22 protein-coding genes, 1 pseudogene and 2 riboswitches are annotated in these 24,877 nt (G+C 70.8%); of the genes and pseudogenes, 11 read left to right on the top strand and 12 right to left on the bottom strand.

Annotated features, from left to right (window positions below; all coding sequences use genetic code 11):
• Nucleotides 1-59 precede the first annotated feature (59 nt).
• The 5 genes from ACXVUM_RS03090 to ACXVUM_RS03070 all read left to right on the top strand — a co-directional run bounded on the left by ACXVUM_RS03090 (nucleotide 60) and on the right by ACXVUM_RS03070 (nucleotide 6,392).
• Nucleotides 60-1,580, top strand: a complete 1,521-nt coding sequence (locus tag ACXVUM_RS03090; RefSeq protein ID WP_458520405.1) for a CoA-acylating methylmalonate-semialdehyde dehydrogenase — start codon at nucleotides 60-62, stop codon at nucleotides 1,578-1,580.
• An 8-nt stretch (nucleotides 1,581-1,588) separates the two neighbouring features.
• Entirely contained in the window at nucleotides 1,589-2,767 is a 1,179-nt protein-coding gene (locus ACXVUM_RS03085) for an acyl-CoA dehydrogenase family protein (protein WP_458520404.1), read from the top strand.
• Nucleotides 2,764-3,633 carry a 3-hydroxyisobutyrate dehydrogenase gene (gene mmsB, locus ACXVUM_RS03080; protein WP_458520403.1) on the top strand — a complete coding sequence of 290 codons (870 nt, stop codon included), beginning with the start codon at nucleotides 2,764-2,766 and terminating at the stop codon, nucleotides 3,631-3,633. Before ACXVUM_RS03085 ends, mmsB begins: the two co-directional genes overlap by 4 nt.
• A gap of 72 nt (nucleotides 3,634-3,705) precedes the next feature.
• Nucleotides 3,706-4,392, top strand: coding sequence for a zf-HC2 domain-containing protein (locus tag ACXVUM_RS03075; RefSeq protein WP_458520402.1), 687 nt, complete (start codon nucleotides 3,706-3,708; stop codon nucleotides 4,390-4,392).
• Nucleotides 4,393-4,418: 26 nt separating this feature from the next.
• Nucleotides 4,419-6,392: a cytochrome c oxidase assembly protein gene (locus tag ACXVUM_RS03070; RefSeq protein WP_458520401.1), complete on the top strand. Its 1,974-nt coding sequence runs from the start codon at nucleotides 4,419-4,421 to the stop codon at nucleotides 6,390-6,392.
• Between the two features lie 25 nt (nucleotides 6,393-6,417).
• On the opposite strand, the gene ACXVUM_RS03065 is transcribed toward ACXVUM_RS03070, so the two are convergent.
• Nucleotides 6,418-7,002, bottom strand: coding sequence for a vitamin K epoxide reductase family protein (locus ACXVUM_RS03065; RefSeq protein ID WP_458522765.1), 585 nt, complete (start codon nucleotides 7,000-7,002; stop codon nucleotides 6,418-6,420).
• Nucleotides 7,003-7,261: 259 nt separating this feature from the next.
• On the opposite strand from ACXVUM_RS03065, the gene ACXVUM_RS03060 reads away from it, so the two are divergent.
• The gene (locus ACXVUM_RS03060) at nucleotides 7,262-8,002 is read left to right on the top strand and encodes a DsbA family protein (RefSeq protein ID WP_458520400.1); all 741 of its coding nucleotides are present in this window, start codon (nucleotides 7,262-7,264) and stop codon (nucleotides 8,000-8,002) included.
• Between the two features lie 40 nt (nucleotides 8,003-8,042).
• On the opposite strand, the gene sigC is transcribed toward ACXVUM_RS03060, so the two are convergent.
• Nucleotides 8,043-8,597 (bottom strand): RNA polymerase sigma factor SigC, encoded by a 555-nt coding sequence (gene sigC, locus ACXVUM_RS03055; RefSeq protein WP_458520399.1) that lies wholly within the window; start codon nucleotides 8,595-8,597, stop codon nucleotides 8,043-8,045.
• Nucleotides 8,598-8,755: 158 nt separating this feature from the next.
• Between sigC and ACXVUM_RS03050 the strand changes: the two genes are divergently transcribed.
• The 4 genes from ACXVUM_RS03050 to ACXVUM_RS03035 all read left to right on the top strand — a co-directional run bounded on the left by ACXVUM_RS03050 (nucleotide 8,756) and on the right by ACXVUM_RS03035 (nucleotide 13,594).
• Nucleotides 8,756-11,023 carry a heavy metal translocating P-type ATPase gene (locus tag ACXVUM_RS03050; RefSeq protein ID WP_458520398.1) on the top strand — a complete coding sequence of 756 codons (2,268 nt, stop codon included), beginning with the start codon at nucleotides 8,756-8,758 and terminating at the stop codon, nucleotides 11,021-11,023.
• Between the two features lie 91 nt (nucleotides 11,024-11,114).
• A complete protein-coding gene (locus ACXVUM_RS03045) occupies nucleotides 11,115-12,575 on the top strand; it encodes a PepSY-associated TM helix domain-containing protein (protein WP_458520397.1) in 1,461 nt (486 codons plus the stop codon).
• Complete coding sequence (locus tag ACXVUM_RS03040) at nucleotides 12,572-13,243, top strand: DUF5134 domain-containing protein (RefSeq protein WP_458520396.1); 672 nt, start codon at nucleotides 12,572-12,574, stop codon at nucleotides 13,241-13,243. The genes ACXVUM_RS03045 and ACXVUM_RS03040 overlap by 4 nt, the downstream gene beginning before the upstream one ends.
• Nucleotides 13,244-13,375: 132 nt before the next feature.
• Entirely contained in the window at nucleotides 13,376-13,594 is a 219-nt protein-coding gene (locus ACXVUM_RS03035; RefSeq protein ID WP_458520395.1) for a heavy-metal-associated domain-containing protein, read from the top strand.
• A 24-nt stretch (nucleotides 13,595-13,618) separates the two neighbouring features.
• Here ACXVUM_RS03035 and nicT read toward each other — a convergent pair whose 3' ends face one another.
• From nicT to ACXVUM_RS03000, 7 genes are all read right to left on the bottom strand, one after another.
• Nucleotides 13,619-14,686 carry a Nickel transporter NicT gene (gene nicT / locus ACXVUM_RS03030; protein WP_458520394.1) on the bottom strand — a complete coding sequence of 356 codons (1,068 nt, stop codon included), beginning with the start codon at nucleotides 14,684-14,686 and terminating at the stop codon, nucleotides 13,619-13,621.
• A gap of 72 nt (nucleotides 14,687-14,758) precedes the next feature.
• Nucleotides 14,759-14,895, bottom strand: a riboswitch (cobalamin riboswitch).
• Nucleotides 14,896-14,982: 87 nt separating this feature from the next.
• A complete protein-coding gene (metE, locus tag ACXVUM_RS03025; protein WP_458520393.1) occupies nucleotides 14,983-17,280 on the bottom strand; it encodes a 5-methyltetrahydropteroyltriglutamate--homocysteine S-methyltransferase in 2,298 nt (765 codons plus the stop codon).
• Between the two features lie 217 nt (nucleotides 17,281-17,497).
• A riboswitch (cobalamin riboswitch) is annotated at nucleotides 17,498-17,632 on the bottom strand.
• A 121-nt stretch (nucleotides 17,633-17,753) separates the two neighbouring features.
• The gene (locus tag ACXVUM_RS03020) at nucleotides 17,754-18,257 is read right to left on the bottom strand and encodes a MarR family transcriptional regulator (protein ID WP_458520392.1); all 504 of its coding nucleotides are present in this window, start codon (nucleotides 18,255-18,257) and stop codon (nucleotides 17,754-17,756) included.
• Nucleotides 18,258-18,310: 53 nt separating this feature from the next.
• Nucleotides 18,311-19,045, bottom strand: coding sequence for a uracil-DNA glycosylase (locus ACXVUM_RS03015; protein ID WP_458520391.1), 735 nt, complete (start codon nucleotides 19,043-19,045; stop codon nucleotides 18,311-18,313).
• On the bottom strand, nucleotides 19,042-19,533 hold the full coding sequence (locus ACXVUM_RS03010) for a DUF309 domain-containing protein (protein WP_458520390.1): 492 nt from the start codon (nucleotides 19,531-19,533) through the stop codon (nucleotides 19,042-19,044). The genes ACXVUM_RS03015 and ACXVUM_RS03010 overlap by 4 nt, the downstream gene beginning before the upstream one ends.
• A gap of 11 nt (nucleotides 19,534-19,544) precedes the next feature.
• A complete protein-coding gene (locus ACXVUM_RS03005) occupies nucleotides 19,545-20,099 on the bottom strand; it encodes a hypothetical protein (RefSeq protein WP_458520389.1) in 555 nt (184 codons plus the stop codon).
• 88 nt (nucleotides 20,100-20,187) lie between these two features.
• Complete coding sequence (locus ACXVUM_RS03000) at nucleotides 20,188-21,354, bottom strand: citrate/2-methylcitrate synthase (RefSeq protein ID WP_458520388.1); 1,167 nt, start codon at nucleotides 21,352-21,354, stop codon at nucleotides 20,188-20,190.
• 94 nt (nucleotides 21,355-21,448) lie between these two features.
• On the opposite strand from ACXVUM_RS03000, the gene ACXVUM_RS02995 reads away from it, so the two are divergent.
• The gene (locus ACXVUM_RS02995; RefSeq protein WP_458520387.1) at nucleotides 21,449-22,642 is read left to right on the top strand and encodes a citrate synthase; all 1,194 of its coding nucleotides are present in this window, start codon (nucleotides 21,449-21,451) and stop codon (nucleotides 22,640-22,642) included.
• 100 nt (nucleotides 22,643-22,742) lie between these two features.
• Here the strand turns inward: ACXVUM_RS02995 and ACXVUM_RS02990 are convergent, their stop codons facing one another.
• From ACXVUM_RS02990 to ACXVUM_RS02980, 3 genes and pseudogenes are all read right to left on the bottom strand, one after another.
• The gene (locus ACXVUM_RS02990) at nucleotides 22,743-24,032 is read right to left on the bottom strand and encodes a DUF222 domain-containing protein (RefSeq protein WP_458520386.1); all 1,290 of its coding nucleotides are present in this window, start codon (nucleotides 24,030-24,032) and stop codon (nucleotides 22,743-22,745) included.
• Nucleotides 24,033-24,102: 70 nt separating this feature from the next.
• On the bottom strand, nucleotides 24,103-24,225 hold the full coding sequence (locus tag ACXVUM_RS02985; protein WP_458522902.1) for a hypothetical protein: 123 nt from the start codon (nucleotides 24,223-24,225) through the stop codon (nucleotides 24,103-24,105).
• 62 nt (nucleotides 24,226-24,287) lie between these two features.
• A pseudogene (locus tag ACXVUM_RS02980) lies at nucleotides 24,288-24,875 on the bottom strand (amino acid permease); the annotation flags it as partial.
• Between the last annotated feature and the right edge of the window lie 2 nt (nucleotides 24,876-24,877).

The raw sequence follows: 24,877 nt of genomic DNA, 5'->3' as shown, positions 1-24,877 counted from the left end.
ATCCACGCGACAGTCCCGCTGTTCGCCCACATCCACTTCGCTCGCGAGAAGGGCCGCTCATGGTCGCCGAGATCTCCCACTTCCTCGACGGTGTGCGTCGTTCCGGTACGTCCGGTCGGACCGCCGACGTGATGAACCCGAGCACCGGCGAGGTGCAGGCGCAGGTGCCGTTGGCATCGGTCGACGAGGTGGGCGCCGCTGTCGCGTCCGCGGTCACCGCGCAGAAGGTCTGGGCGTCGTGGAACCCGCAGCGCCGCGCACGGGTGATGATGCGGTTCGTCGACCTGGTGAACCAGAACGCCGACGAGCTCGCCGAACTGCTGTCGATCGAACACGGCAAGACCATCGCCGACGCGCACGGCGACATCCAGCGTGGTGTCGAGGTCATCGAGTTCGCCATCGGCATCCCGCACCTGCTGAAGGGCGAGTTCACCGAGGGCGCCGGCACCGGCATCGACGTGCACTCGGTGCGTCAGCCGCTCGGTGTGGTCGCCGGGATCACCCCGTTCAACTTCCCGGCGATGATCCCGCTGTGGAAGGCCGGCCCGGCGTTGGCATGCGGCAACGCCTTCATCCTCAAGCCCAGCGAGCGCGACCCGTCGGTGCCGCTGCGCCTCGCCGAGCTGTTCGCAGAGGCCGGTCTGCCCGCGGGGGTCTTCCAGGTGGTCCACGGCGACAAGGTCGCGGTCGACGCGATCCTCACCCACCCCGACGTCCAGGCCGTCGGGTTCGTCGGGAGTTCCGACATCGCCCAGTACATCTACTCCACGGCCGCGGCGCACGGGAAGCGCTCGCAGTGCTTCGGTGGCGCCAAGAACCACATGATCGTGCTGCCCGACGCCGACATCGACCAGGCCGTCGACGCGCTCATCGGGGCCGGGTACGGCAGTGCCGGGGAACGGTGCATGGCGATCAGTGTCGCCGTCCCGGTCGGGGAGGAGACCGCGAACCGGTTGCGCGAGAGGTTGATCGAGCGGGTGACCGCGTTGCGTGTCGGACACTCCCACGACCAGAAGGCCGATTACGGGCCGCTGGTGAGCGGTGCCGCACTCGACCGCGTGCGCGACTACATCGGCCAGGGTGTCTCCGCCGGAGCCGAACTCGTCGTCGACGGACGCGAGCGGGCCAGCGACGACGTCACGTTCGGCGACGCGCAGCTCGAGGGCGGCTACTTCATCGGGCCCTCGCTGTTCGACCACGTCACCAAGGACATGACCATCTACACCGACGAGATCTTCGGGCCCGTCCTGTGCATGGTCCGCGCCGCGGACTACGAGGAGGCGCTCGCGTTGGCCTCGGATCACCAGTACGGCAACGGCGTCGCGATCTTCACCCGCGACGGTGACGCCGCCCGGGACTTCTGCGACCGGGTGCAGGTCGGCATGGTCGGTGTCAACGTCCCGATCCCGGTTCCGGTGGCCTACCACACCTTCGGGGGCTGGAAGAGGTCCGGATTCGGCGATCTCAACCAGCACGGGCCCGCCTCGATCCAGTTCTACACCAAGGTCAAGACCATCACGACGCGCTGGCCGTCGGGTATCAAGGACGGCGCCGAGTTCGTCATCCCGACGATGGGCTGAGGACGACGATGAGCACCGACACCACCACACGGGTCGACGACGAAGACATCGGCGCGGCGGTCGCCGAGACCGCGGCGGCCTTCGCGGCCAAGCACATCGCCCCGTTCGCCATGGACTGGGAGGAGCGCCTGCACTTCCCGGTCGCCGAGCTGAAGGAGGCCGCCGGACTCGGGATGGCCGCCATCTACTGCCGTGAGGAGTTCGGCGGCAGCGGGCTCAGCCGTCTCGACGGCGTGCGCATCTTCACCGAGCTGTCCGCGGCCGACCCGACGACGGCGGCGTTCCTGTCGATCCACAACATGGTGGCGTGGATGGTCGACACCTACGGCACCGATGCGCAACGCGCGCAGTGGGTCCCGGCCCTCGCGCGGATGGATCTCGTCGCCAGCTACTGCCTGACCGAGCCGTCGGCCGGCTCGGACGCCGCTGCCCTGCGCACCCGGGCCGTCGCCGACGGTGACGGTTACCGCCTGACCGGGGTCAAGCAGTTCATCTCCGGTGCCGGTGCGTCCGACGTGTACCTCGTCATGGCGCGGACGGGTGCCGACGGCCCGCGCGGGATCTCCAGCTTCCTCGTCACCAAGGACATGCCGGGGGTGTCGTTCGGCGCCCAGGAGAAGAAGATGGGCTGGCATGCGCAGCCCACCGCACAGGTCGTCCTCGACGACGTGTTCGTCCCGGCGGAGAATCTCCTCGGCGGTGAGGCGGGCGAGGGCAACGGATTCCGTGTCGCCATGAACGGACTCAACGGTGGCCGCATCAACATCGCCGCGTGCTCGCTCGGCGGCGCCCGGTCGGCGATGGAGCGCGTCACCGCCCACGTCCGCGACCGCGAGGCGTTCGGTGGTCGACTGCTCGACGAGCCGACCGTGCGATTCGCGTTGGCGGAGATGGCGACCGACCTCGAGGCGTCGCGCCTCATGCTGTGGCGAGCGGCGGAGGCTCTCGACGCCGACGCACCCGACAAGGTGACCGCCTGTGCGATGGCCAAGCTGTTCGTCACCGACCACTGTCACGAGATCGCCGACCGCGCACTGCAACTGCACGGCGGTTACGGATACCTGAAGGACTACGGGGTGGAGAAGATCGTCCGCGATCTGCGCGTGAACCGGATACTCGAGGGAGCCAACGAGGTGATGAAGGTCGTCATCGGACGTGCCGTCGCGACGGAGGTGGACGGCCGATGACCACCGTGGCCTTCCTGGGTCTGGGCAACATGGGTGGCCCGATGGCCGCCAACCTCGTGGCCGCCGGCCACACGGTGCGCGGATACGACCCGGTCGCCGAGGCGGCCGACCGTGCACGGGACGCCGGGATCGCGGTCGAGGCGTCGGTCACCGAGGCGGTCCGCGGCGCGGACGTCGTCGTCACGATGCTGCCCAGCGGCGCGCTGGTGTCGTCGTGTTACGACGAGATCCTCGGCGTCGCCGCGCCGTCCACCCTGCTCATCGACAGCTCGACGATCTCCGTCGACGACGCGCGCGCGGTGCACGCGCGGGCCACCGAGGCGGGGATGCTGCAGGTCGACGCCCCGGTGTCCGGCGGTGTGAAGGGTGCGACGGCCGGGACCCTGGCGTTCATGGTCGGCGGGTCCGACGAGGCGTTCGCGGCCGCCCAGCCGGTGTTGGATCCGATGGCCGGGAAGGTGATCCACTGCGGTGGTACCGGCAGCGGCCAGGCGGCGAAGGTCTGCAACAACATGGTGCTGGCCGCGCAGCAGATCGTGATCGGGGAGGCGTTCGTGCTCGCCGAGAAGCTCGGGCTGTCGGCGCAGTCGCTGTTCGACGTCATCACCGGCGCCACCGGCAACTGCTGGGCCGTGCACACCAACTGCCCGGTTCCGGGGCCGGTCCCGGGGTCGCCGTCGACGAACGACTTCCGGCCCGGATTCGCGACCGCCCTGATGAACAAGGACCTCGGTCTGGCGATGGCCGCGGTGGAGTCCACCGACGCCCACGCGCCGATCGGGACCCACGCGGCCGAGATCTACGCCGAGTTCGCCCGCGAGAACGGCCACCTCGACTTCAGCGCGATCATCGAGACCCTGCGCTGAGCTCGATCACCTCGGCGCTGCGGGGGATCGACGCCGGTCGACCCTGTCGCGTCGGCGTGGGACCATCGACCCGTGCTCTGTGATGTCGCCCGCGAGTCGCTGTCGGCTCGTCTCGACGGCGAACGCGAACCCGTGCCGTCGGCACAGGTCGACGCGCACGTGGCGTCGTGTGTCGACTGTCGTCGCTGGTGGTCGGCGGCGACCTCGATGCGATCGGAGCCCGAGCGGCGCCCGACACCCCGGGCCGGATCGGTGGAGTCGGTGTTGCGGACGGCGCACGCGGTCCGACCGGCGGCCACGCCGTCGCAGTCGGGCCGCCGCCGGATCCTCTCCGTCGTTCTCGTCGCCGCGGGGATCGCCCTCGTCGCGATCGCCCTCGCACAGGCCGCCGGAGCCCACTTCGGCTTGTTGACGCCGATGGGTGCGGAGGGCGGCACCCATCTGATGAACGAGTCGACGGCGCTGACCGTGGGTCTGGGCGTCGCGGTGGTCGCCGCGGGCGTGTGGCGGCCGGCTCTGCCCGGGGTCGCGCTGGTCCTCGTCGCCGCGACGGTGACGCTGGCGGCGTACGTCGTGCACGACCTGATCGGGGGCGAGGTCACCCTGGAGCGGGTGGCGACGCACATCCCGCTGGTGCTCGCCACCGTCCTCGCGGCCGCACTGTGGTTCGACGATCACCGCGAGCCCCGGCGGGGGAGCGGCCCCGGCGGCATCCAGCGGCCGGAGAACGCCGACGACCGCCGCAACTACGCCGCGTAGTATCCGCGGCGACGTCAGGAGGCGAGATGAGCAGGTTCGGCATGTCCGCGACGACGCCGGCAGTCCTCGCCGCCCTGGGCTCCGGCATCGCCCTGGTCGTGTACTCGGTCGTCGGCGGCACCACCCGCTTCGTCGAGACCGGTGACTCCTATCCCGGTGCCCTGACGGCGGGTCTGGCCGTGGTCGGCTACTTCGTCGCCTCGGCGGCGGGTGCGGTGGTCCTGGGCGCTCTGGTCTTCATCGTCACCTGCGGGCGTTTCGGGCGCGACGGCGTGATCGGTGTCGGCGTGTACCGCGCCCACCGCCTCGTCGAGCGGCTCGCACCCGCGTGGTTCGTGCTCGCCGCCGTGATGATCGTGGTCTCGGCGTCCGACCGATCGGGGATCCCGCTCTCGCGCGTGCTCTCCCGGCCGGCGTCGGTGCCCACCATCGTCGACGCCAACGAGCAGTCGGTGGGCTGGGTGGTGGTCACCGTGATCGCCGCGGTCGTCGCGCTGAGCGCCCGCTTCATGCTGCGCTGGAGCAGCCACGTCGTGTTCCTCATCCCGGCCACGGTGGGCGTCGTGGCGGTACCGGTCGCGGGCAACGCGGGCCAGGGCCCCGATCACGACTACGGGACGTCGGCGGTGCTCGTGTTCTCGGTCGCCGTCGCCGTCGCGCTCGGTGTCCGCGTCTGCACGACGCTCTGTCTGCAGCGCGACACCGAACCCGGCGATCGGGAGACGGTGGCCAGGCGGGTGCGACGCATCGTGACCGTCGCCGACGTCGTCGCCCTGGTGTGGGGTCTGATCCTGGCCGTCATCCTCGTGCGACCGCAGGACCTGCTCACGACCGCCTTCGGTCGCGCCCTGGTGGTCATGGGAGCGGTACTGGCGGTCCTCGTGGCGGGTCATGTGGTGGACCGCGTCCGCGGGGGTGACCGATCGGTCGACGCGACCGCGGCCCGAGCGGGCATCGGGGCGGTCGCGGTGATCGTGCTGTTCGCCGCCCTGGCCGTCGCCGACACCCGGACCGCCACAGCCCTGCTCGCGCACGACTTCACCGGATGGGACGTCTACCTGGGGTACGAGTTGCCCCACCCGCCGACGGTGCTGCGGATGATCACGACCTGGCGGTTCGACGTCCTCATCGGCGCCGCGGCCGTGGCGGCCGGCGTCCTGTACGTCGTCGGGGTGATCAGGCTCCGCCGCGCGGGGATCTCGTGGTCGCCGTGGCGGACGATGTCGTGGCTCATCGGATGCGTCGGACTGCTCGTCGTGAGCAGCTCGGGACTGCGCACCTACGGGATGGCGATGTTCAGCGTCCACATGGTCGAACACATGACGTTGAACATGTTCCTGCCGGTGGTCCTCGTGCTGGGCGCGCCGGTGACGCTGGCGCTGCGGGCCCTGCCGACCGCGCCGCACGGGGCGCTGCCCGGGCCACGGGAGTGGGTCACCGCGATGGTGCACGCCCCGATCAGCCGGTTCCTCTGCCACCCCGTGGTGGCGCTGGTGATCTTCATCGGATCGCTCTACGGGGTGTACTTCACCCCGCTCTTCGACACCCTCGTCCGCTACCACTGGGGACACGAGGCGATGAGCATCCACTTCCTCGTCACGGGGTACCTGTTCTTCTGGGCGATCATCGGCATCGACCCGGGTCCGCGTCGTCTGCCGTTCCTGGCGCGTCTGGGGCTGCTCTTCGCCGTCATGCCGTTCCACGCCTTCTTCGGCATCGCGTTGATGACCATGACGTCGGTGATCGGCGGCAACTTCTATCGCAGCGTCGACCTGCCGTGGATGAACGACCTCATCCACGATCAGTTCCTCGGTGGGGCGATCGCGTGGGGTGCCAGCGAGGCCCCGGTGATCGTCGTGATCATCGCCCTGGTCGCCCAGTGGGCGCAGTCCGATCGGCGCGCGGGTGCGCGTGCGGATCGGCACGCCGACACCTACCGCGACGACGAGTTGGAGGCCTACAACGCCATGCTCGCCGAGCTGTCGCGGTCGCGTCGCTGAGCGGAACCGCAGCTCGGGTGTCGGGTCAGATCAGGGTCGACCAGTAGTCCCAGAACCGCTCGGCGATCATCAACACGACCGCCGTGTAGGCGATGATCAGCACCGGCCACACCCATCCCGCCGCGGACACGACGCGGCGGTTGCCCGTGGCGCGGGCGAGGATGCCCACGACGGTCGCGAACAGCAGCGGCGTGACCACCCACACCGCCATGCAGTAGGGACACAGGGCGCCGATCCGGTACAGGCTCTGGGTGATCAGGTAGCCGACGAACACGAGTCCGAGGACGAGACCGAGGGCCAGCCCCGCCCACACCCACGCCGGTATCGCGACCCGCGCGAACGCCAGCACCCCGAGCACGATCACGACGGCGAACGCGGCGATGCCGATGATCGGGTTGGGGAACCCGAAGAACGCGGCCTGCTCGGTCGTCATCACCGACCCGCACGAGATGATCGGGTTGATGCTGCAGCTCGGCCGGTAGCCGGGATCGGCGAACAGCTTGAACCGCTCGATGGTCAGCGTCGCCGCCGCGAGCAGACCGACCGCGCCGCCCAGGACCACCACCGCCGACGCGACCCGACCGGGCCTGCGGTCGATGTCGTCGTCGATGAACGGTTCGTGGTCGTCCGCGTCCGGTCCGTCGGTGGATGCCTGCACCTCTGTGGTCACGGCGACCAGGGTAAAGCGCCGACGGCCGACTACGGCAGCCCGTCACGTCGCTGCTGGTCATCGAGGTGTTCGCGGGTCTCTCGACGGTCACATGGTTGACTTGTCGTCGCGCGTCCGCTCGGATCGTCGCACCCGATCGCCCGACGGGATGCGGCCCCGGATCGCGCGACCGATCCCACGCCGACGACGGGACCCGCCGATGAGCAACCGCCCCTCCGCCCGACCATCGATCCGTGACCCCCGGCGCGACGAGAAGCGCCGCGCCTGGGTCATCCGCGGCGCCGCCACCGTGGTCGTCGTGGTGGTCGCCGTCGGTATCGCCGTCTGGTTGATCTCCACCCGCGACGACAAGTCGTCGTCGGCCGCCGGCCCGAGTGTCGCCACCTCCGACGGCTACTACCGCGTCAGCACCGGCGGGACCGGGTCCCCGCGGGCGACGGTGGAGATCACCGAGGACTTCCAGTGCCCCTCCTGCCGTGCGTTCGAGGCGCAGTTCGGTTCGACGGTCGAGGCCATCCGGGGGATGCAGAACGTGTCCGTCGAGTACCGCCCGGTCGCGATCCTGGACCGCTCGTCGAGCACCAACTACTCGACGAGGTCGGCGTCGGCGTCGGCGTGTGTCGCCGAGGCGACCGCGGGCAGCGGGGACTGGGCGACCTGGTTGAAGTTCCACGACGCCCTGTACGCGCAGCAGCCGCCCGAGGGTGGATCCGGTCTGACCGACCAGAAGCTCACGGAGATCGCGCAGTCGGTGGGTGCCGGTGACGTCGGCAAGTGCATCTCCGACGAGCGGTACGGCCCGTGGGTCGGGTCCGTCACGCAGAAGGCGACCAAGGAGGGCCTGCAGGGCACCCCGCAGATCGAGATCAACGGCAAGGTCGTCCAGCTCTCGACCCCGCAGGCGCTCATGGACGCGGTGACCGCGGCCAGCCGCGGCTGACCGAGGGACCGACACTCGGGTGGAGAACCGGTCGCCCCGGTCAGCCCACGTCGTGGTGGTCCGCGGCGTGCGCGGCGAGAAGGTCGTCGCGGGCACGGGCGACGCGAGAGCGGATGGTGCCCACCGGGCAGCCGCAGACCTGCGCCGCCTCGGTGTAGCTCATCCCGAGGATCTGGGTGAGGAGGAACGCCTCCCGGCGTTCGGCGGTGAGGTCGTCGACCAGCATCGACCACTCCACCCGCTCCTCGTGCCTGCCGGTGGTGTGCCCGCGCAGGGCGACGACCTGCTCGTCCTGGTCGAACAGGGCCGACGGCGGGCGGGACGTCTCGTAGCGGATCTGGTCCACGACGACCCGTCGGGCGATGGACAGCAGCCACGTCCGTGCGGTGGACCGCCCGGCGAACCGCGGGAGCGCTGAGATCGCGCGGAGGAAGGTCTCCTGGGTGAGGTCGTCGGCGCGGGTACGGTCGGCGAGGTAGGAGCAGAAGCGCCACACGTCGAGATGGGTGGCCCGGACGAACTCGTCGACGGCGGAGGCATCGCCCGCGGCGGCGCGCAGCGCCAGTTCCGTCACGGCGTCGTCGGATCCCTCCACGGCGCTCACGGTAGCGGCCGCGGATCCGGTGAGGACAATCGGAGAGAACCCGGGAACCGTTCGGCCCCGCCGTCCGACTACTCCGGTGTGACCTGCGTTCCGGCCACCGCCGATCTGCCCGAGACCTGGACCACCGACCCGAGGGACACCGACATCTGATGACCACCGTGCAGGAGCCCTCCGTCTCCCTCCCGGACGAGATCCGTCGGCTCGAACTGACCGTCTCGGGGATGTCGTGTGGGGCGTGTGCCGCGCGTGTGGAACGCAAGCTGAACAAGGTCGACGGGGTCCGGGCGTCGGTGAACTACGCCACCCGTGTCGCCACCATCGACGCCGATCCGGAGGTGCAGCCCGACGACCTGTGCGCGGTCGTCACCGCGACCGGCTACGGCGCCGAACCGCGGCTGCGGCCGACGGAGGCCGCCCAGGCCGACCCCGACGCCGACCACGCCCGGTCGCTGTTCCGTCGCCTGGTGGTGTGCCTCATCCTGTTCTTCCCGCTGGCCGATCTCTCGGTCGTGTTCTCCGCCGTCCCCGCGACACGGTTCACCGGGTGGCAGTGGATCCTGGCGGTCCTCGCCGCTCCGGTCGTCACCTGGGGTGCGTGGCCGTTCTACCGGACGGCATGGCGCAACCTGCGCGTCCGGGCGGCCTCCATGGAGACGCTGGTCTCGCTGGGCATCCTGTCGGCGACCGGGTGGTCGGTGGCCACGTTGCTGCGCAGCGGGCACGACACCTCGGCGGCCCCGACAGGTGTGTGGGACGCGATCGTCTCCGCGGACTCGATCTATCTCGAGGTGGCCGCCGGCGTCACCGTGTTCGTGCTCGCCGGTCGCTACTTCGAGGCCAAGGCCCGCTCGCGGGCGGGGGGCGCCCTGCGCGCGTTGGCCGCGCTCGGCGCGAAGGACGTCGCGGTCCTGCTCCCCGGCGGCGACGAGATGCGCATCCCGGTGGAGGAACTCTCCGAGGGGCAGCGGTTCGTGGTGCGTCCGGGCGAGACGATCGCGACCGACGGGCTCGTCGTCGACGGGATGTCGCTGGTCGACATGAGCGCCATGACGGGGGAGTCCCGACCGGTCGCGGTCGCCACCGACGCCACGGTCGTCGGTGGCACCGTCGCCCTGGACGGGCGGCTGATCGTCGAGGCCGCGGCCGTCGGGCCGGACACGCGGTTCGCCGCGATGGTGCGGCTGGTGGAGCAGGCTCAGTCGGGAAAGGCCCAGGCGCAGCGCGTCGCCGACCGCGTCTCCAACGTCTTCGTGCCGAGTGTGATCGTGCTGGCGGCGATGACGCTCGCGGTGTGGTTCGCCTCGGGCGCGTCGGCCGACCACGCGATCGGCGCGGCGCTGGCGGTGCTGGTCATCGCGTGCCCGTGCGCGCTGGGTCTGGCGACACCGACAGCCCTGATGGTCGCCTCCGGTCGCGGCGCCCAACTCGGGATCTTCCTCAAGGGCCACGACGCCCTCGACGCCTCCCGCGACGTCGACACCGTCGTCTTCGACAAGACGGGCACCATCACCGACGGTGAACCCGGCGTCGTCGCGATCGTCGCGGCGGACGGATGGGACGAGACGACGGTGCTTCGACTGGCCGCGTCGATCGAGCAGGCGTCCGAGCACGCGGTCGGTCAGGCGGTCGTCCGATCGGCCGTCGACCGCGGGGTCGATCTCACCGAGCCGACCGATTTCGGGGTGCAATCCGGGCGCGGAGTGCGGGGCACCGTCGACGGGCGGGTCGTCGAGGTGGGCTCGCCGCAGTGGGTCGCCGGCGGGCGGTCGGTCCCGGCGGACCTCGCGCGCCATCGACGTGACGCGGAGACCGCCGGACGCACGGTGGTGTACGTGGCGGTCGACCAGCGTCTGGCCGCGGCGATCTGCGTCGCCGACACCGTGAAGTCGTCGGCGGCGCCGGCGATCGCCGAGTTGCACCGCCGGGGTCTGCGGACCGTCCTGCTCACCGGCGACAACGCCGGTGCGGCGCAGGTGATCGCCGACGAGGTCGGCATCGACGTCGTGCACGCCGAGGTCCTCCCGGAGGACAAGGTCCGTGTCGTCGAGGAACTGCGTGCCTCGGGTGCGACGGTCGCGATGGTCGGCGACGGCATCAACGACGGCCCGGCGCTCGCGGCGGCCGATCTCGCCCTGGCCATCGGCCGTGGCACCGACGTGGCGATCGGGGCAGCCGACATCATCCTGGTGCGGCACAGCCTGCACACGGTGCCCGAGTCGCTCGAGTTGGCGGCCGCGACGCGACAGACCATCCGCACCAACCTGATCTGGGCGTTCGGATACAACGTCGCCGCGATCCCGGTCGCCGCGGTGGGACTGCTGAACCCGCTGCTGGCCGGCGCCGCGATGGCGTTCTCGTCCTTCTTCGTGGTGTCGAACAGCCTGCGGCTGAGGAGGTTCGCGCCCACCGACGAGTGATCCGCGTCATGGTTCCCGTTTCCTCGGGAACCGTTCGCGCTCGCGATGCGACTACTGCGAGGAACAGTTCGCATCCGAGAACGAGGATTTCGTGAGTCAGACCCCTGTCGACGACGCCGCACCCATCGACCCGTCCGACGAGCCCGGACGCGCCGACGCCGACACGTCGGTCGTTGCGCCCCATGGTCTCTGGCGACGGCTGCGACCGTTCGTCATGCGCCTGCACTTCTACGGCGGGATGCTGGCGGGTCCGTTCATCCTGGTGGCCGCGGTGACCGGGTTGCTCTACACGCTGACCCCGCAGCTGGATCCGATCGTGTTCCGGCACGAACTGAAGGTCGACCGCGTCGCCGAGCAGACGGTGCCCTACGCGCAGCAGGTGCAGGCCGCCATCGCGGCGCACCCCGCCGACACCGTCGTCGGCATCCGTCCGCCGAGCGCACGGGACGAGACAACGTGGGTCCAGATGTCCGCACCCGACGTCCCGGAGGGCTACAGCCGCACCGTGTTCGTCGACCCGTACACGGGCACGGTCCGCGGCGATCTGACGACCTACGGGCAGTGGCTGCCGATCCGCGCCTGGTTCGACGAGTTCCACCGCAACCTGCATCTCGGGGCGTTCGGCCGGAACTACAGCGAGATCGCCGCGAGCTGGATGTGGGTCGTGGCGGTGGGCGGGCTGGCGCTGTGGATCGCCTACCGCCGACGCGTCGGTGGCCTCAAGAAGGTCGTAGTCCCCGAGGGGAAGCCCGGCACGCGACGCCGACTGGTGAGCGTCCACGGGGCCGTCGGCGCGACGATCATCGTCGGGCTCCTGTTCCTGTCGGTGACCGGCCTGACGTGGTCGCGGTACGCCGGGGAGTCGGTGTCGGAACTGAAGTCCGCGCTGAGCTGGACGACCCCGTCGGTGTCGACGACGGTCGGTGGTGCGACGGCGCCGGCGATCGCCTCCCACGACGAGGGCGGCGACTCCGAGGCGCAGGCGCTCACCCCGGCGCAGTCGTTGTCGGGGATCGACACCGTCGCCGCGACCGCGACCCGCGCCGGACTGAAGGGTCCGATGTGGTTCACACCGCCCACCACGGCAGGGGAGGCATGGAGTGTCGCGGAGAACAAGCGCCGCGCACCCACCCGCTACGACGCGATCTCCGTGGACCCGCGCAACGGCGACATCGTCGACAGGGTGAACTTCTCCTCCTGGCCGGTCGCGGCGAAGCTGACCAACTGGCTGATCGACGCGCACATGGGCATCCTCCTCGGCATCTGGAACCAGATCCTGTTGGCGCTGTTGGCGATCGGACTGATCATCGTGATCCTCCGCGGATACCTGATGTGGTGGCGGCGCCGTCCGACGCGCCGCAGTGGCCTGCCGCGCTCGCCGCGGCGTGGCGCGCTCGGTGAGCTGCGGCCGCTCGAGGCCGTCGTGGTGGTCGCGGTGCTCGCCGGGATCGGTTGGTTCGCACCGCTGTTCGGGCTGACCCTCGCGGTGTTCGTCGTCGCGGACGTGCTCTACGGTTTCGTCGTCGACCGGCGCGCGACGGTGCCTGCGTGATCGCCGATCCCCAGCTGCGGTGGGTGGTCACCGCGGCGCTCGTGGCCGCCGTCCTGCTCTGCGGGGTCGGTCTCCTCCGCCACCGTGGCGGGGTGATCGGCGGCGTCGGGCACGGCATGCACGTGCTGATGGCGCTGGCGATGATCGACATGGCGTGGCCGTCGGCGATGGTGGTGCCGTTGGGCGCGGGTGTGGTGATCTTCGCGGCCTTCACCGTCTGGTACGTGGTGGTGACCGCGACGCGGCACTACCGTCCGGTCAACGGGATCTACCACGTGGCGATGATGGCCGCGATGAGCTGGATGTACGCAGTCATGTCCGACGACATCGTCGGTCGTTCGGGCGGCGGGATGCAGATGCACCACGGCGGCACCGGCGGGGACATGGGCGGGATGCAGATGTCGGCGTTCGCGACGCCGCTCGCCCCGCGCCACGTCCACGGTGGCGGTGACATGAGCGGGATGTCGATGGCCGACGGACTCCCCGGGTGGGCGATCGCGCTCGACTGGATCTGTGTCGTCGGGTTCGCCGCGGCGGCCGTGTGGTGGCTCGTCCGCTACTTCGACGCCCGGCGGCGGACGGGATCGCTCACCGGCGACGCCTCGGGTGCCCTGTGCCAGGTGTTGATGGCCGCCGCCATGTCGGCCATGTTCGCCGTGATGGTGTGAGCCGCCCACCCGCGAATGCTCTCGAGCGGGTCGTGCGTGTGACGTGCACGTCTAGACTCGGCGATGACGCCACGCGTGCTCACATGCGCATCCGTGGTGACCGAGTCGATGACGTCGAGAAGAGGAGGTCTGATGGCCGAGTTCACCGTTCCCGTCGACGGGCTGCACTGTGAGGGCTGCGTCGACACCGTCACCGGCGCGCTGAGCGCGCTGCCCGGCGTGTCCTCGGTCGCCGTCGACCTGGACACCAAGGGTGTCTCGCAGGTGCGCGTCGACGCCGACTCGGAGCTGTCCGACGGGCAGATCGCCGACGCGCTGTCGGCCAAGGGCAACTTCACCATCGCCCGCTGACCCAGGGCGCCGGATGGCGGCCGGTCAGGGGCGGGTGACGTAGCGCTGCTCGACCCTGGCCAGCTTCCAGTAGGCCACCGCCGCCGACCAGGCGACCACGAACATGACGACCACACCGATGCCCACGGTGTTCAGGTCGATCCCGCTGATCCAGTCGGTGACGGGATCGACGAGTCCGAGATCGTCGTGCAGGACCGAGATCAGCTCGATGGTCCCGATGATCACCGCCACGGCGATCGACAGCACCGTGATCGTCAGGTTGTAGTAGATCTTGCGGATCGGGTGGGCGAACGCCCAGTCGTAGGCGACGTTCATGAACAGGCCGTCGAGGGTGTCCATCAGGCTCATGCCGGACGCGAACAGCAACGGCAGCACCAGGATCGCGTACCAGGGCAGCCCGGCCGCCGCGCCGGTCCCGGCGAGTGCGAGCAGTGCCACCTCGGTCGCCGTGTCGAAGCCGAGGCCGAACAGGATCCCCACCGGGTACATCTGCGCGGCGTGGGTGATGCGCCGCATGATCGGCCGCAGGATCCGGGCGAGGAAGCCCCGCCCGTCGAGTGCCGCGTCGAGCTCGGCGGCCGAGAACGTGCCCTCCCGCAGACGCCGGAAGACGTGCCAGATGCCGATCAGCGCGACGATGTTGATGGCGCCGATGATGTAGAGGAAACCGCCGGACGCGAGCGTGCCGGCGACGCCGAGCCCGTGGCGGACCGGCGAGTTCTCGTCGAGCAGCGTGTTCGCGGCATGCGCGCCGGCGACGACGAGCGCCGCCAGGACGAACACGATCGTGGAGTGACCCATCGCGAACCAGAAGCCGACCGACTTCGGTTTCTTGCCGTCCGCCATCAACTTGCGGGTGGTGTTGTCGATCGCCGCGATGTGATCGGCGTCGAAGGCGTGGCGCATCCCGAACACGTAGGCAGTGATCCCCAGTCCGACGCCGAACACCGCAGTCCCGGCCATGTAGTGGTGGGGTGCGATCGCGACGATCAGCACGCCGAAGCCGACGACGTGCATGAGGCCGACGACCCCGAGCAGACCGGACGCCTGCCACCAGTCGCGGCGCGTCCACGATGCGAGGATCGAGGTCATCGAGGGAGCTGCGGGTGGCGTCGACACCGACACGGACATCTCGTTCCTGGGGAGTCTCGCGTCCCCGTCGAGGTGACGACGGGACCGCAGGTCTGACTCCCGACGTCGTCACGACGTCGGACACAGTGGCGCGACCGCGCCGGATTCCCACCGGCTTCCACGATTCCGTCCGAACGGGACGAACTGTAACCCACGCCCGGCCGAATCCGGGGGGTGTCCGTGTCGCGACGATCGGCGACGGGATCCCGCGCCGGTCCGGGGTCATCGAGGAGGACCGGCGCGGGGCTGTCACCCGGTCACACCAGCGTCGCACGCACCTGCTCGGTCGCCGCGACGACGTGGGCGAGCGACTCGCGGACCTCGTCTGGTCTGCGGGTCTTCAGGCCGCAGTCCGGGTTCACCCAGAGTCGTTCGGCAGGAACGGCATCGAGTGCCGCACGCAGCGACGCGACGATCTCGTCACGGGTCGGCACGCGCGGCGAGTGGATGTCGTAGACACCCGGTCCGACGCTGTTGCCGAAGCCGATCGCGTTCAGGTCGTCGAGCACCTCCATCTTCGAGCGCGCCGCCTCGATGGACGTGACGTCCGCGTCGAGATCGGCGATGGCCGTGATGACCTCACCGAACTCGGAGTAACAGAGGTGGGTGTGGATCTGCGTCGCGTCGGAGACGCCGGAGGTGGCCAGGCGGAACGCGTCCACCGCCCACCGCAGGTAGGCCTTCTGATCGGCCGCCCTCAGCGGCAGCAGCTCGCGCAGGGCGGGTTCGTCGACCTGGACGATCCCGATGCCCGCGTTCTGCAGGTCGACGGTCTCGTCGCGGATGGCCAGCGCGATCTGGTTCGCCGTCTGCGCCAGCGGCTGGTCGTCGCGGACGAACGACCACGCCAGGATCGTCACCGGGCCGGTCAGCATCCCCTTCACGGGCTTCGGCGTGAGTGCCTGTGCGTAGGTGGCCCATTCGACGGTCATCGGGGTGGGGCGCGAGACGTCGCCGAACAGGATCGGCGGACGGACGCATCGGCTCCCGTAGGACTGCACCCAGCCGTTGTGGGTCGCGGCGAACCCGTCGAGCTGCTCGGCGAAGTACTGCACCATGTCGTTGCGCTCGGGCTCCCCGTGTACGAGGACGTCGAGACCGAGCTCCTCCTGCAGACGGATCACCGACTCGACCTCGGCGCGCATCCGCGAGGTGTACTCGGACTCGTCGATCTCGCCCGACCGCAGCGCGGCGCGGGCGAGACGGATCTCGGAGGTCTGCGGGTAGGAGCCGATCGTGGTGGTCGGCAGTACCGGCAGCCCGAGGCGGGCGTCCTGCTCCGTGCGCCGGTCGGCAGCCGGCCCGCGGGAGATCCCGCGTTCGACGACCTCGGCGACGCGCGCGCGGGTGCGGGCGTCGTTCACGCGCGGGTCGGAGCGCCGGGATGCCGCGGCGGCGGCCGCGGCCTCGAGGTCGGCCGCCACCGCCTCCCGCCCCTCGCCGAGTGCCCGGGACAGCGTGACGACCTCGGCGACCTTCTCGAGCCCGAACGCGAGCCACGGGCGCAGGGTCTCGTCGAGGCGATCCTCGGCGGCCACGGTGTACGGCACGTGCAGCAGCGAGCACGACGTCGCCACGGCCACGTTCCGCGCGCTGCCCAGCAGCGTCGCCAGGGTCGCCAGTGCCCGGTCGAGATCGGCGCGCCAGATGTTGCGGCCGTTCACCACGCCGGCGACCAGGAGTTTGTCGGCCAGGCCGGTGGTCGACACGACCCGATCGGGGTCGCCGCGCACGAGGTCGACGGCCACACCGTCGATCGCGGTGGCGGCGAGGGCGCCGAGCGCGTCGCCGAGGTCCCCGAAGTACCCGGCGACGAGCAGCGCGGGCCGGTCGGTGAGGTCGCCGAGCCGCCCGTAGGCGTGGGACGCGAGGGCGGCGGGGTCGTCGGCGAGGTCGGTGGCGAGGGCGGGCTCGTCGAACTGGACCCACTGTGCGCCCGCGGCGCGCAACTGCGAGAGCAGGTCGACGTAGAGCGGCAGCAGCTCGTCGAGGCGGGAGATCGGTGCGGCCCCACCGTCGACGGCCTTGCCCAGCAGCAGGTAGGTGATCGGACCGATGACGACCGGGCGCGCGGGGACGCCCAGTTCGATCGCCTCGGCCAGCTCGGCCAGCACCTTCGCGGGGTTCATCGAGAACGTCGTCGCGTCGGAGATCTCCGGGACGATGTAGTGGTAGTTCGTGTCGAACCACTTCGTCATCTCCATCGCCGTCACCGACTGCACGCCGCGTGCGGCCGCAAAGTATCGGTCGAGCGGGTCGGGGATGTCGTCGTAGCGCGGCGGCAGCGTTCCGAGCAGGACGCTGGTGTCGAGCACCTGGTCGTAGAACGAGAACGTGTTGACCGGTACGGAGTCGAGTCCGCTGTCGCGGAGTCGGGCGAGGTCGCTGCGTCGCAGGTCGCCGGCCTGGGCGAGCAGTGCGTCGCGGTCGACACGCCCCGCCCAGTACGCCTCGGTGGCGCGTTTGAGCTCGCGGTTCGGGCCGATGCGGGGTGCGCCCAGGACGGTGGCGCGGAAATCGCTCGACTGCTGTGTGCGGGAACGGATGTCGGACATTCGGGTGGATCCTCCGGGTGTGGAGCGGATGGTCATCGCCCATACCCGGCGCACCCCGGAGAGACGTCGACGCCCACACCGTCGGACGACGACACGACCACCCCACGGCACCACCCGTCGCGATGACGGCTGCCGCGCGGCGACCCACCTTCTCCGGTCACACGCCCAGTCCACGAGGCGACGAACCGTCCACCGCGGCGCGGCGGACACGGCTGGCAGGTCTTCGGACTCGTGGGCGAGCGCTCGCGCGCACCTACTGATCGACGCTTCCCGGGCCGTGGCCCAGTGCTGATGTCGACGGTCGTTCCCACTCACCGCTGCGGGACAGTCCCGGATTCCCACCGGGTTCCCTCTCGTGGGGCCGACATCCGGTCGCCCGGTTGTCGATCCCACTCGATGTGGCGTCGTCGGCGACCCGGGAACCGGGAGCCGTCGTCGTCACAGACCAGCTGCGGGGCCGACCATACGCCGCGTCAGAAGTCGCCCGCGCTGCGGCGCAGCGATTCGATGACGTCGGCGAGCGTGGTCGCCGCGGTCTCGTCGACGCCGATGTCGGCGAAGACCTCGCGGTTGAGCACCTCGGTCGCCTCCTCCACTGTCGACCGGCCGATCTCGGTGATCTCGACGAGCGTCGTCCGACCGTCGGTGGGGTGGGGGATACGGCGGACCAGGCCGGCCGACTCGAGACGGCGGATCGCGTGGGTGACGCTGGTGACGTGGACCTGCAGGCGCACGCTGGCCTTCGTGATGGGCAGGGCGCCGGTGCGGCTGAAGGCGAGCAGCCGGAGCAGTTCGAACCGGGAGAAGCTGAGGTCGAAGGGTCGCAGTGCGGATTCGACGCGGGCGAGCAGGATCTGGTGCGCACGCATGACAGAGGTGACCGCGACCATTCCGGGCACGACGTCGCCCCAGCCCGCGGCCACCCAGTTGTCCCGCGCCCGGGCGATCGGGTCGAAACCAGGACCGTCAGTGGCCATCGGCGCATCCTGAGACCATTGCGCCATTCTCGCCGATGGGGGCCGGTGACCTGTCACAACCCCGCGAACTCAACGGCTGTCGAGAGGACGTCCTCGAGCATCGCCGGGGTGAGGCGTCCGGTGAAGGTGTTCTGCTGACTGACGTGATAGCTGCCGAACAGGCGCAGCGGCGGGACGTCGTGGCCGGGTGCCGCGGGGAGGTCGACGGAGGCCCCGTGGCCGAACTTCGGCCGCGGCACCGGGATGTCGTGGCCGTGGCCGCGTAGTGCGGTGAGGGCGGCCTGCCAGCCGAAGCCGCCGAGGGCGAGGACGGCCTTGGCCGTCGGTGCGAGCAGGGTCAGTTCGCGGTCGAGCCAGTGCCCACAGGTGTCCCGTTCGGCGACGGTGGGCTTGTTGTCGGGTGGGGCGCAGTGCACCGGGGCGGTGATGCGGACCCCGCGCAGGGTGAGGCCGTCGTCGGCGGCCACCGCGGTCGGTTGGCTGGCGACTCCGACGGCGTGCAGTGCGGCGAACAGGACGTCGCCGCTGCGGTCGCCGGTGAACATCCGGCCGGTCCGGTTGGCGCCGTGGGCGGCCGGGGCGAGGCCCACGATGATCAGCCGGGCGTCCGACGGGCCGAACCCGGGGACCGGTCGGCCCCAGTAGGTCTGGTCGGCGAAGGCGCGTCGCTTCTCGCGGGCGACACGCTCCCGCCACTCGACGAGCCGCGGGCAGGCACGGCAGTCGACGAGTGCGGCGTCGAGCGCGGCGAGGTCGGGCGCCTCCGCGGCGGCGCTGGGCAGGGTCACGGCGGCGCAGTCCCGCGCAGTCGCGGCGCCGGGAGGTCGACGGCATGGTCGGCCTCGCGCAGCGTGATCAGCGACTCGTCGACCCAGGCACACAGACCAGCGACGTCGACCCCCTCCGGGGCGTCGCGGACCGGCGCGATGGCGTCGCGGCCACGCTCCAGCAACCGTCGGGCGCCGTCGGTGTTGCCGCGGGCGGCGTGGGTGGCGCCGACCGCGAGCTGGGCGAGCCCCTTCCACAGGGCTCGGTCGGCATCCGGCGCCTGCTTCCACGTCGCCTCGAGGATCTCGTGTGCGCGGAACGGCCATCCGGTGTCGAGCAGGTCCTGGGCGACGGTCAGCGACTCCGCCGGGGTGAGCGGGACCTCGTCGCCGGGACCGGGCGGCGTCACGCCGGTCGCGTCGCGGGGCAGCGGTCGGCCCAGACGGTCGCGCGGGCGGGCGTTGTGGGCGCGCCCGTCGGCGTCGCGGTCGCGTGACAGTCCGATCACCCCTCTCGTCGTCAGCGGATCGCTTTGCGTGCTTCCGGCCAGAATGCCGCACCCGCGATCGCGACGCCGCCGGCCCCGATGATGGTCACCGCTGCATCGACGCTCTCGCGGCCCTGCTGGGACCAGTAGACGTCCTCGAGATCGAGCAGGAGCGCCAGCTCGTCGACGATGAGCGCGGTCGCCACGCCGTAGCTGATGGCGGTCAGCGGGTGACGCCGGTGGTGCTCGGCGCCGCGGACGGCGACCGCACCGACGCCGCCGAGCATGAGGATGCCGATGTTGTAGTGGTGGAAGTGCCTGCCGTGCAGACTCATCCCGCCGCCCGCCGGGCCGTGGCCCGCCCGGATCCAGTGGGTGAGGGCGCGCACCGCGACGAAGGTCGTGGTGAACGAGGTCCACGACAGCAGCGCGGCCTGTTGACCCGGGTCGAGCGAGCGTCGCCAGGCGCGGCGCAGCCGGTGTGCGCGCGGAGGGCGGGGTGGCGCGGGAGGCGCGCCGGTCGCGTCACCCGGGGCGTGGGGCGCCGCAGTCGCGGCCTGGTCGTCTGGCGGTGGGGCTTCCTGCATGTCGTCGACGATGACAGATCGCCCGCGGCCCGCACACGGGGAAGGTCGCGAGTGTCGCGCCGCGATGTTCGCGGTCGCGACATTCCCGTCAGGCCGAGGTCTCCACGGGCGGTCCGACGTAGGTCGCGCGGGGTCGGATGATGTGGCGGTCGCGCGCCTGCTCGAGCACGTTGGCCGTCCACCCGACGACGCGGCTGACGGCGAAGGTGGGTGTGAACATCTCGCGGGGAAGGCCGCAGCGGTCCATCACGACGCCCGCATAGAACTCGACGTTGGCGTAGCGGGGGCGGTCCGGCCGGGCCGCGGAGAGGACGTCGACGACGGCGCGTTCGACCTCGACGGCCACGTCCGCCGTCCGGCCGCCGAGACGTGTGGCGACCTCGCGCAGCAGTTCGGACCGGGGATCGCGCGTGCGGTAGACGGCATGTCCGAAGCCCATGAGACGTCGGCCGGCGGAGAGTTCGTCCCGAGCCCAGGCGCGGGCGACGTCACCGGCATCCGCGGCCGTCATGGCCTGACCGCCGCGGGCCACGATCGCGTCGAGCGCATCGAGTGCCCGGTCCGGGGCGCCGCCGTGCAGCGGGCCGGAGAAGGCGCCGATGGCACCGCAGATCGCCGACGGCATGTCCGCGCCGGTGGAGGCGATGACGCGGGCGGTGAACGTCGACGCGTTGAAACCGTGCTCGACGGTGGCGATGAGGTACTGCTCGATCGCTCGGGTCTCGTCGGGTCCGGCAACCTCACCGGTGGCCGCGTACAGCCAGTGGCCGGCGGTGTCGAGCTCATCTCGGGGGCTGATCGGGTCGAGTCCGTGCGCGGCGCGGTGTACCGCCCCGAGCAGCGTCGGGACCATCGCGCACAGCCGGATCCCGTCGTCGCGGCGGGTGTCCTCGTCGCAGTCCCACAGCGGCCGCATCCCCAGGTACTGGGCGGTCGCCGACAGCACGGTGCGGAGGTCGACGAGGGGGCGATGGGCACCGGGGGTCGAGCCGATCGTCCGGGCCAGCGCGAGCAGGTCCTGCGGCACAACGCGTTCCGCACGCACCCGGGCGGTGAATGCGTCGAGCTCCGCGGGTTCGGGCAGGCGGCCGTGCACGAACAGGAACCACACCCTCTCGAACGTCGACGAGCGCGCGAGGTCCGGCGCCGGGTACCGGTTGTAGTGATAGAAGCCCTCGTCCCCGCGGACGTCGCCGATGGTGGTCTCGGCGACGGACACGTCGGCGAGGCCCGGGGCTGCGTCGATGAGGGTCATGCCGGGCATCCGATACGAATCGTGTTCACAGCGACTACGTTCGGCTCTGACGGCGTTGTCGTCAATGTTGATCGGATCAACATCGGAGGTGACCATGCGACGCCACACCCGGCGGCGGCCGTCGGTGATCCACCACGACGGTCGCGAGTATCTGACGACGGCCCAGGCGGCGCGTGTGCTCGGTGTGCAACCGGCGACGCTGTACGCCTACGTCAGCCGCGGCCGACTGACCAGTGTGCGGATCGACGGCTTGCGGGGGAGCCTGTTCGCCGTCGCGGAGATCGAGGCGTTCGCACGCCGGACGGAACGTCGTCCACCCGCCGGTGTGGTCGAGCGCATCCGGACCGAGCTGACACTGCTCGAGGGCGACGAGCTGTACTTCCGCGGCCGTCGTGCCACCGAGCTCGCGTGGGAGTGCGACGTCACCGAGGTGGCGGCGCTCCTGTGGGGTGCGCCATGGCCGTCGGTGGCCCCGTCGCGCGTCGTGCTCCCCGCCGGGTGGCGGGGCGTCGACGGCATCCGCGCCGTGGTCGACGACCTCGGTGCGCGTGACCCATGTCGTCGTGCCACGTCGGTCGAGGCCCGTGTCGCAGCTGCCGCCCGGATCGTCGAGAGCGCGATCGAGTCGATGCCTCTGGTCGGGGAACCGGTGAGTCCCGATTCCCCTCTGGCGCAGCGTCTCTGGCCGCGGCTGTCGCCGATGGCCGCGACCCCACGTCGGGTGCGGTTGGTGAACGCGGTTCTCGTCCTGCTCGCGGACCACGATCTGTCGGCGGGTGCCGTCGCCGCGCGAGTCGCTGCGAGCGCCCGCGGCAGCATCTATGCGGTGGTCTCCGCGGGACTCGGCGCCTTCGACGGCCCGTTGCACGGCGGCGCGACCGTTGCGGCGCACGACTTCCTGAGCCATCTCGTCTTGTCCCGCGACGACCCGTCCGCGTTGCTCGCCGATCGCGAGAGGCTGCCCGGGTGTGGACATGTGGTCTACCGCGACCACGATCCGCGCGCCGAGACGCTGTTCGCCGCGCTCGAGTCGGATGGAATGCCCGCCGGCCTGCGGGGGGCGTTGGCCGATGTGCGCGAGGAGGCGGCATCGCGATCGATCCCGGTGACCTCCGATCTCGCGCTCGCCGCCATCGCGCTGCGGTACCGGATGGTTCCCGACGCGGCGATGACGATGTTCGCTGTGGCGCGCATCGTCGGCTGGGTTGCCCACGCGCTGGAGGAGTACGCGGAGCCGCCGCTGCGATTCCGCCCTGAGGGCGTGTACGTCGGTGTCCGGCCGTCGTGATCCGGCACCGCCGGGCTCACACTGTGGAGTTGTCAAGGTGCTGATGCGGTCCCGCGGGTGGGCGGGTGCTGGGAGGTGTTGTCGGTCGGGCGGCTGTTGGTCAGGCGGCTGTGGCGTCGAGTCGTAGGGTGCGGCGGTTGTAGGCGGGGTGCAGTTGTCGTGCGGGGTCGATGGTGGCGGGTGGTCGGATCCAGGGGTGTCGGTCGGAACCCATGACGATCTCCCAGCCGTGTTGGTGCACCGCGACGTGGCAGGTCCGGCACAGCAGACACCCGTTGTCGCAGGTGGTCGGCCCGCCTTGGGAGTGGTAGACGATGTGGTGGACGTCGGTCCACGACGCGGGATCACCGCACTTGATGCAGCACTGATCACGCGCCACGATGGCTTTGCGGGTGCGGCCGGTGAACAGTCGCGCCGAGGGTGAGATGTCGACCGGTGCGGCGTCGACATCGACCGCGATGCGGGTGACCGAGGCGTCGCACGACAGCAGCGACACCGCCTGATCGGTCACCGAGCCCATCCACTGCAGGTGCGCCGGCCCGGCCGGGGTGATCCCACAACACTCGGTGTCCGTGGCGGGGATGGTCAGCAGGATCTCGGTCTTCGCAGGCGCTACCAGGCCGCCATCACCGAGGGCCCGGGATGCGGCCTCCACCACCTGTGCGAAGGCATCGGCTCGCCGCTGCGCCGCCGATCGTGGATCCGACGTCCCGTCCGGGAGTGGCTTCGGGCGCGACGCGCTGTCGACACACGAGATCAAGCGTTCCCCGGTCACGACATCGAGATCGAACGACCCGGCCAGTCGTCCGTCGTCGCGTTGGGTCCAGGACACCTCGTTGAGCGTGCTGTCCTCGGCGACCGGGGTCACCGGCTCGCCGGCCTCCTCCACCACCGGCTGGTGCTCGAGTGCGATCGCTCGTGCCCGGTCGTCGATCTCGGCCGGTGACCGTCCTGCGAGGGCGTGACCGATCAGGAGCGTCTCGGTCTCGACCGCCAGGTCCGACCCGAGTGGTGAACGGGTCCGGACCGCGACGTGGCGTACCCCGCGGGCGATGGCGTCGGCGTACTCCGCCGAGATCGACCCGTCCCGCACATGCCGGGCCAGGGACGGCATGTGCGCGATCGCCCGTCCGAGGCGGATCGCCCGGGCCGCCACCACCGGAACGCACCCGTGGCGGCGCAGCAGATCGCGCACCGACATCCCGAGTCGCTTCGCCGTGCCCCGGCTTTCGATCTCCCCGGTCAGCGCGGCCAGCACACCGTCCGCGGCGTTGCGTGCCGCGACCGCCGCCCGCAGCCCCGCCAGCAGCGCGTCATCGTCCGCGGGCATGGTGCAGTCGCGAACGGCATCAGCGAGACGGTCAGCCGCCTCCACCACGGTATCGAACATGTGTGCGAGTGTATCGGCGCTCACCGACACGCGCCGTCGTCGTCCGCCTGCGAACCGGTGGTCTGTGGAGTCAGCGGGAACTGTGCACAACCGCCGTGCGTCCCCGGAGGAAGTAGGCCGCTGTCACACCGGCGAACCAGACGATGCCCACGACGATCGCGGTGCGGCCGGAGTCGCTGAAGAAGAGCAACACCACGACGAGGGTGAAGAACGCGAGCGCCGGCGCCGTCGAGAACGGTGCCCAGGGGAGCCGTTGTCGGGGCTGATGGTGTTGACCACCACCCCGATGACCATCACGCCCGCGGACAGCGCGATTCCTGCCAACGGCACATGTCAGCCGGAGAGCGCGGTCAGTCGCCGGGGCGCCTCTCCCCGCTGGGCGAGGCTGCGCACCATGCGTCCGGTCGAGTAGATGCCCGAGTTGCACGACGACAGTGCCGCAGTCAGCAGGATGAAGTTCACGATGCCCGCGGCGGCGGGGATGTCGATGTAGGAGAACACCTCCACGAACGGGCTGTTGCCGTCGGAGAAGTTCCGCCACCCACGGATTCGCCGCCTCGCCCGCGGTCAGCGCCGACGAGTTCGCCACCCACATAGGCGAACAGGACGATCTGCAGGCTCAGCAGCGCCGAGTCGAAGCCGGTCGCGAAGAAGCCGGCGTCGTTCCACAGGTTGGTCACTGACGGCCCAGTAGGTCCAGCCGCTCGCGAAACCCAGGAAGCGGCCGAGGAATTCGTGGGCGTGCTCCGAGATGGACCCCGCGACAGGCCGGTAGATCAGCAGCCCCCCGAGGGCACGCATCACCACGAAGATCGCGAATCCCGCCACGAGGTACGCGAGGATGC

The sequence above is a fragment of the Williamsia sp. SKLECPSW1 genome, from assembly GCF_054332755.1.
Note: the sequence above shows the minus strand (reverse complement) of the source record. Positions and strands in the feature narration are given on the sequence as shown.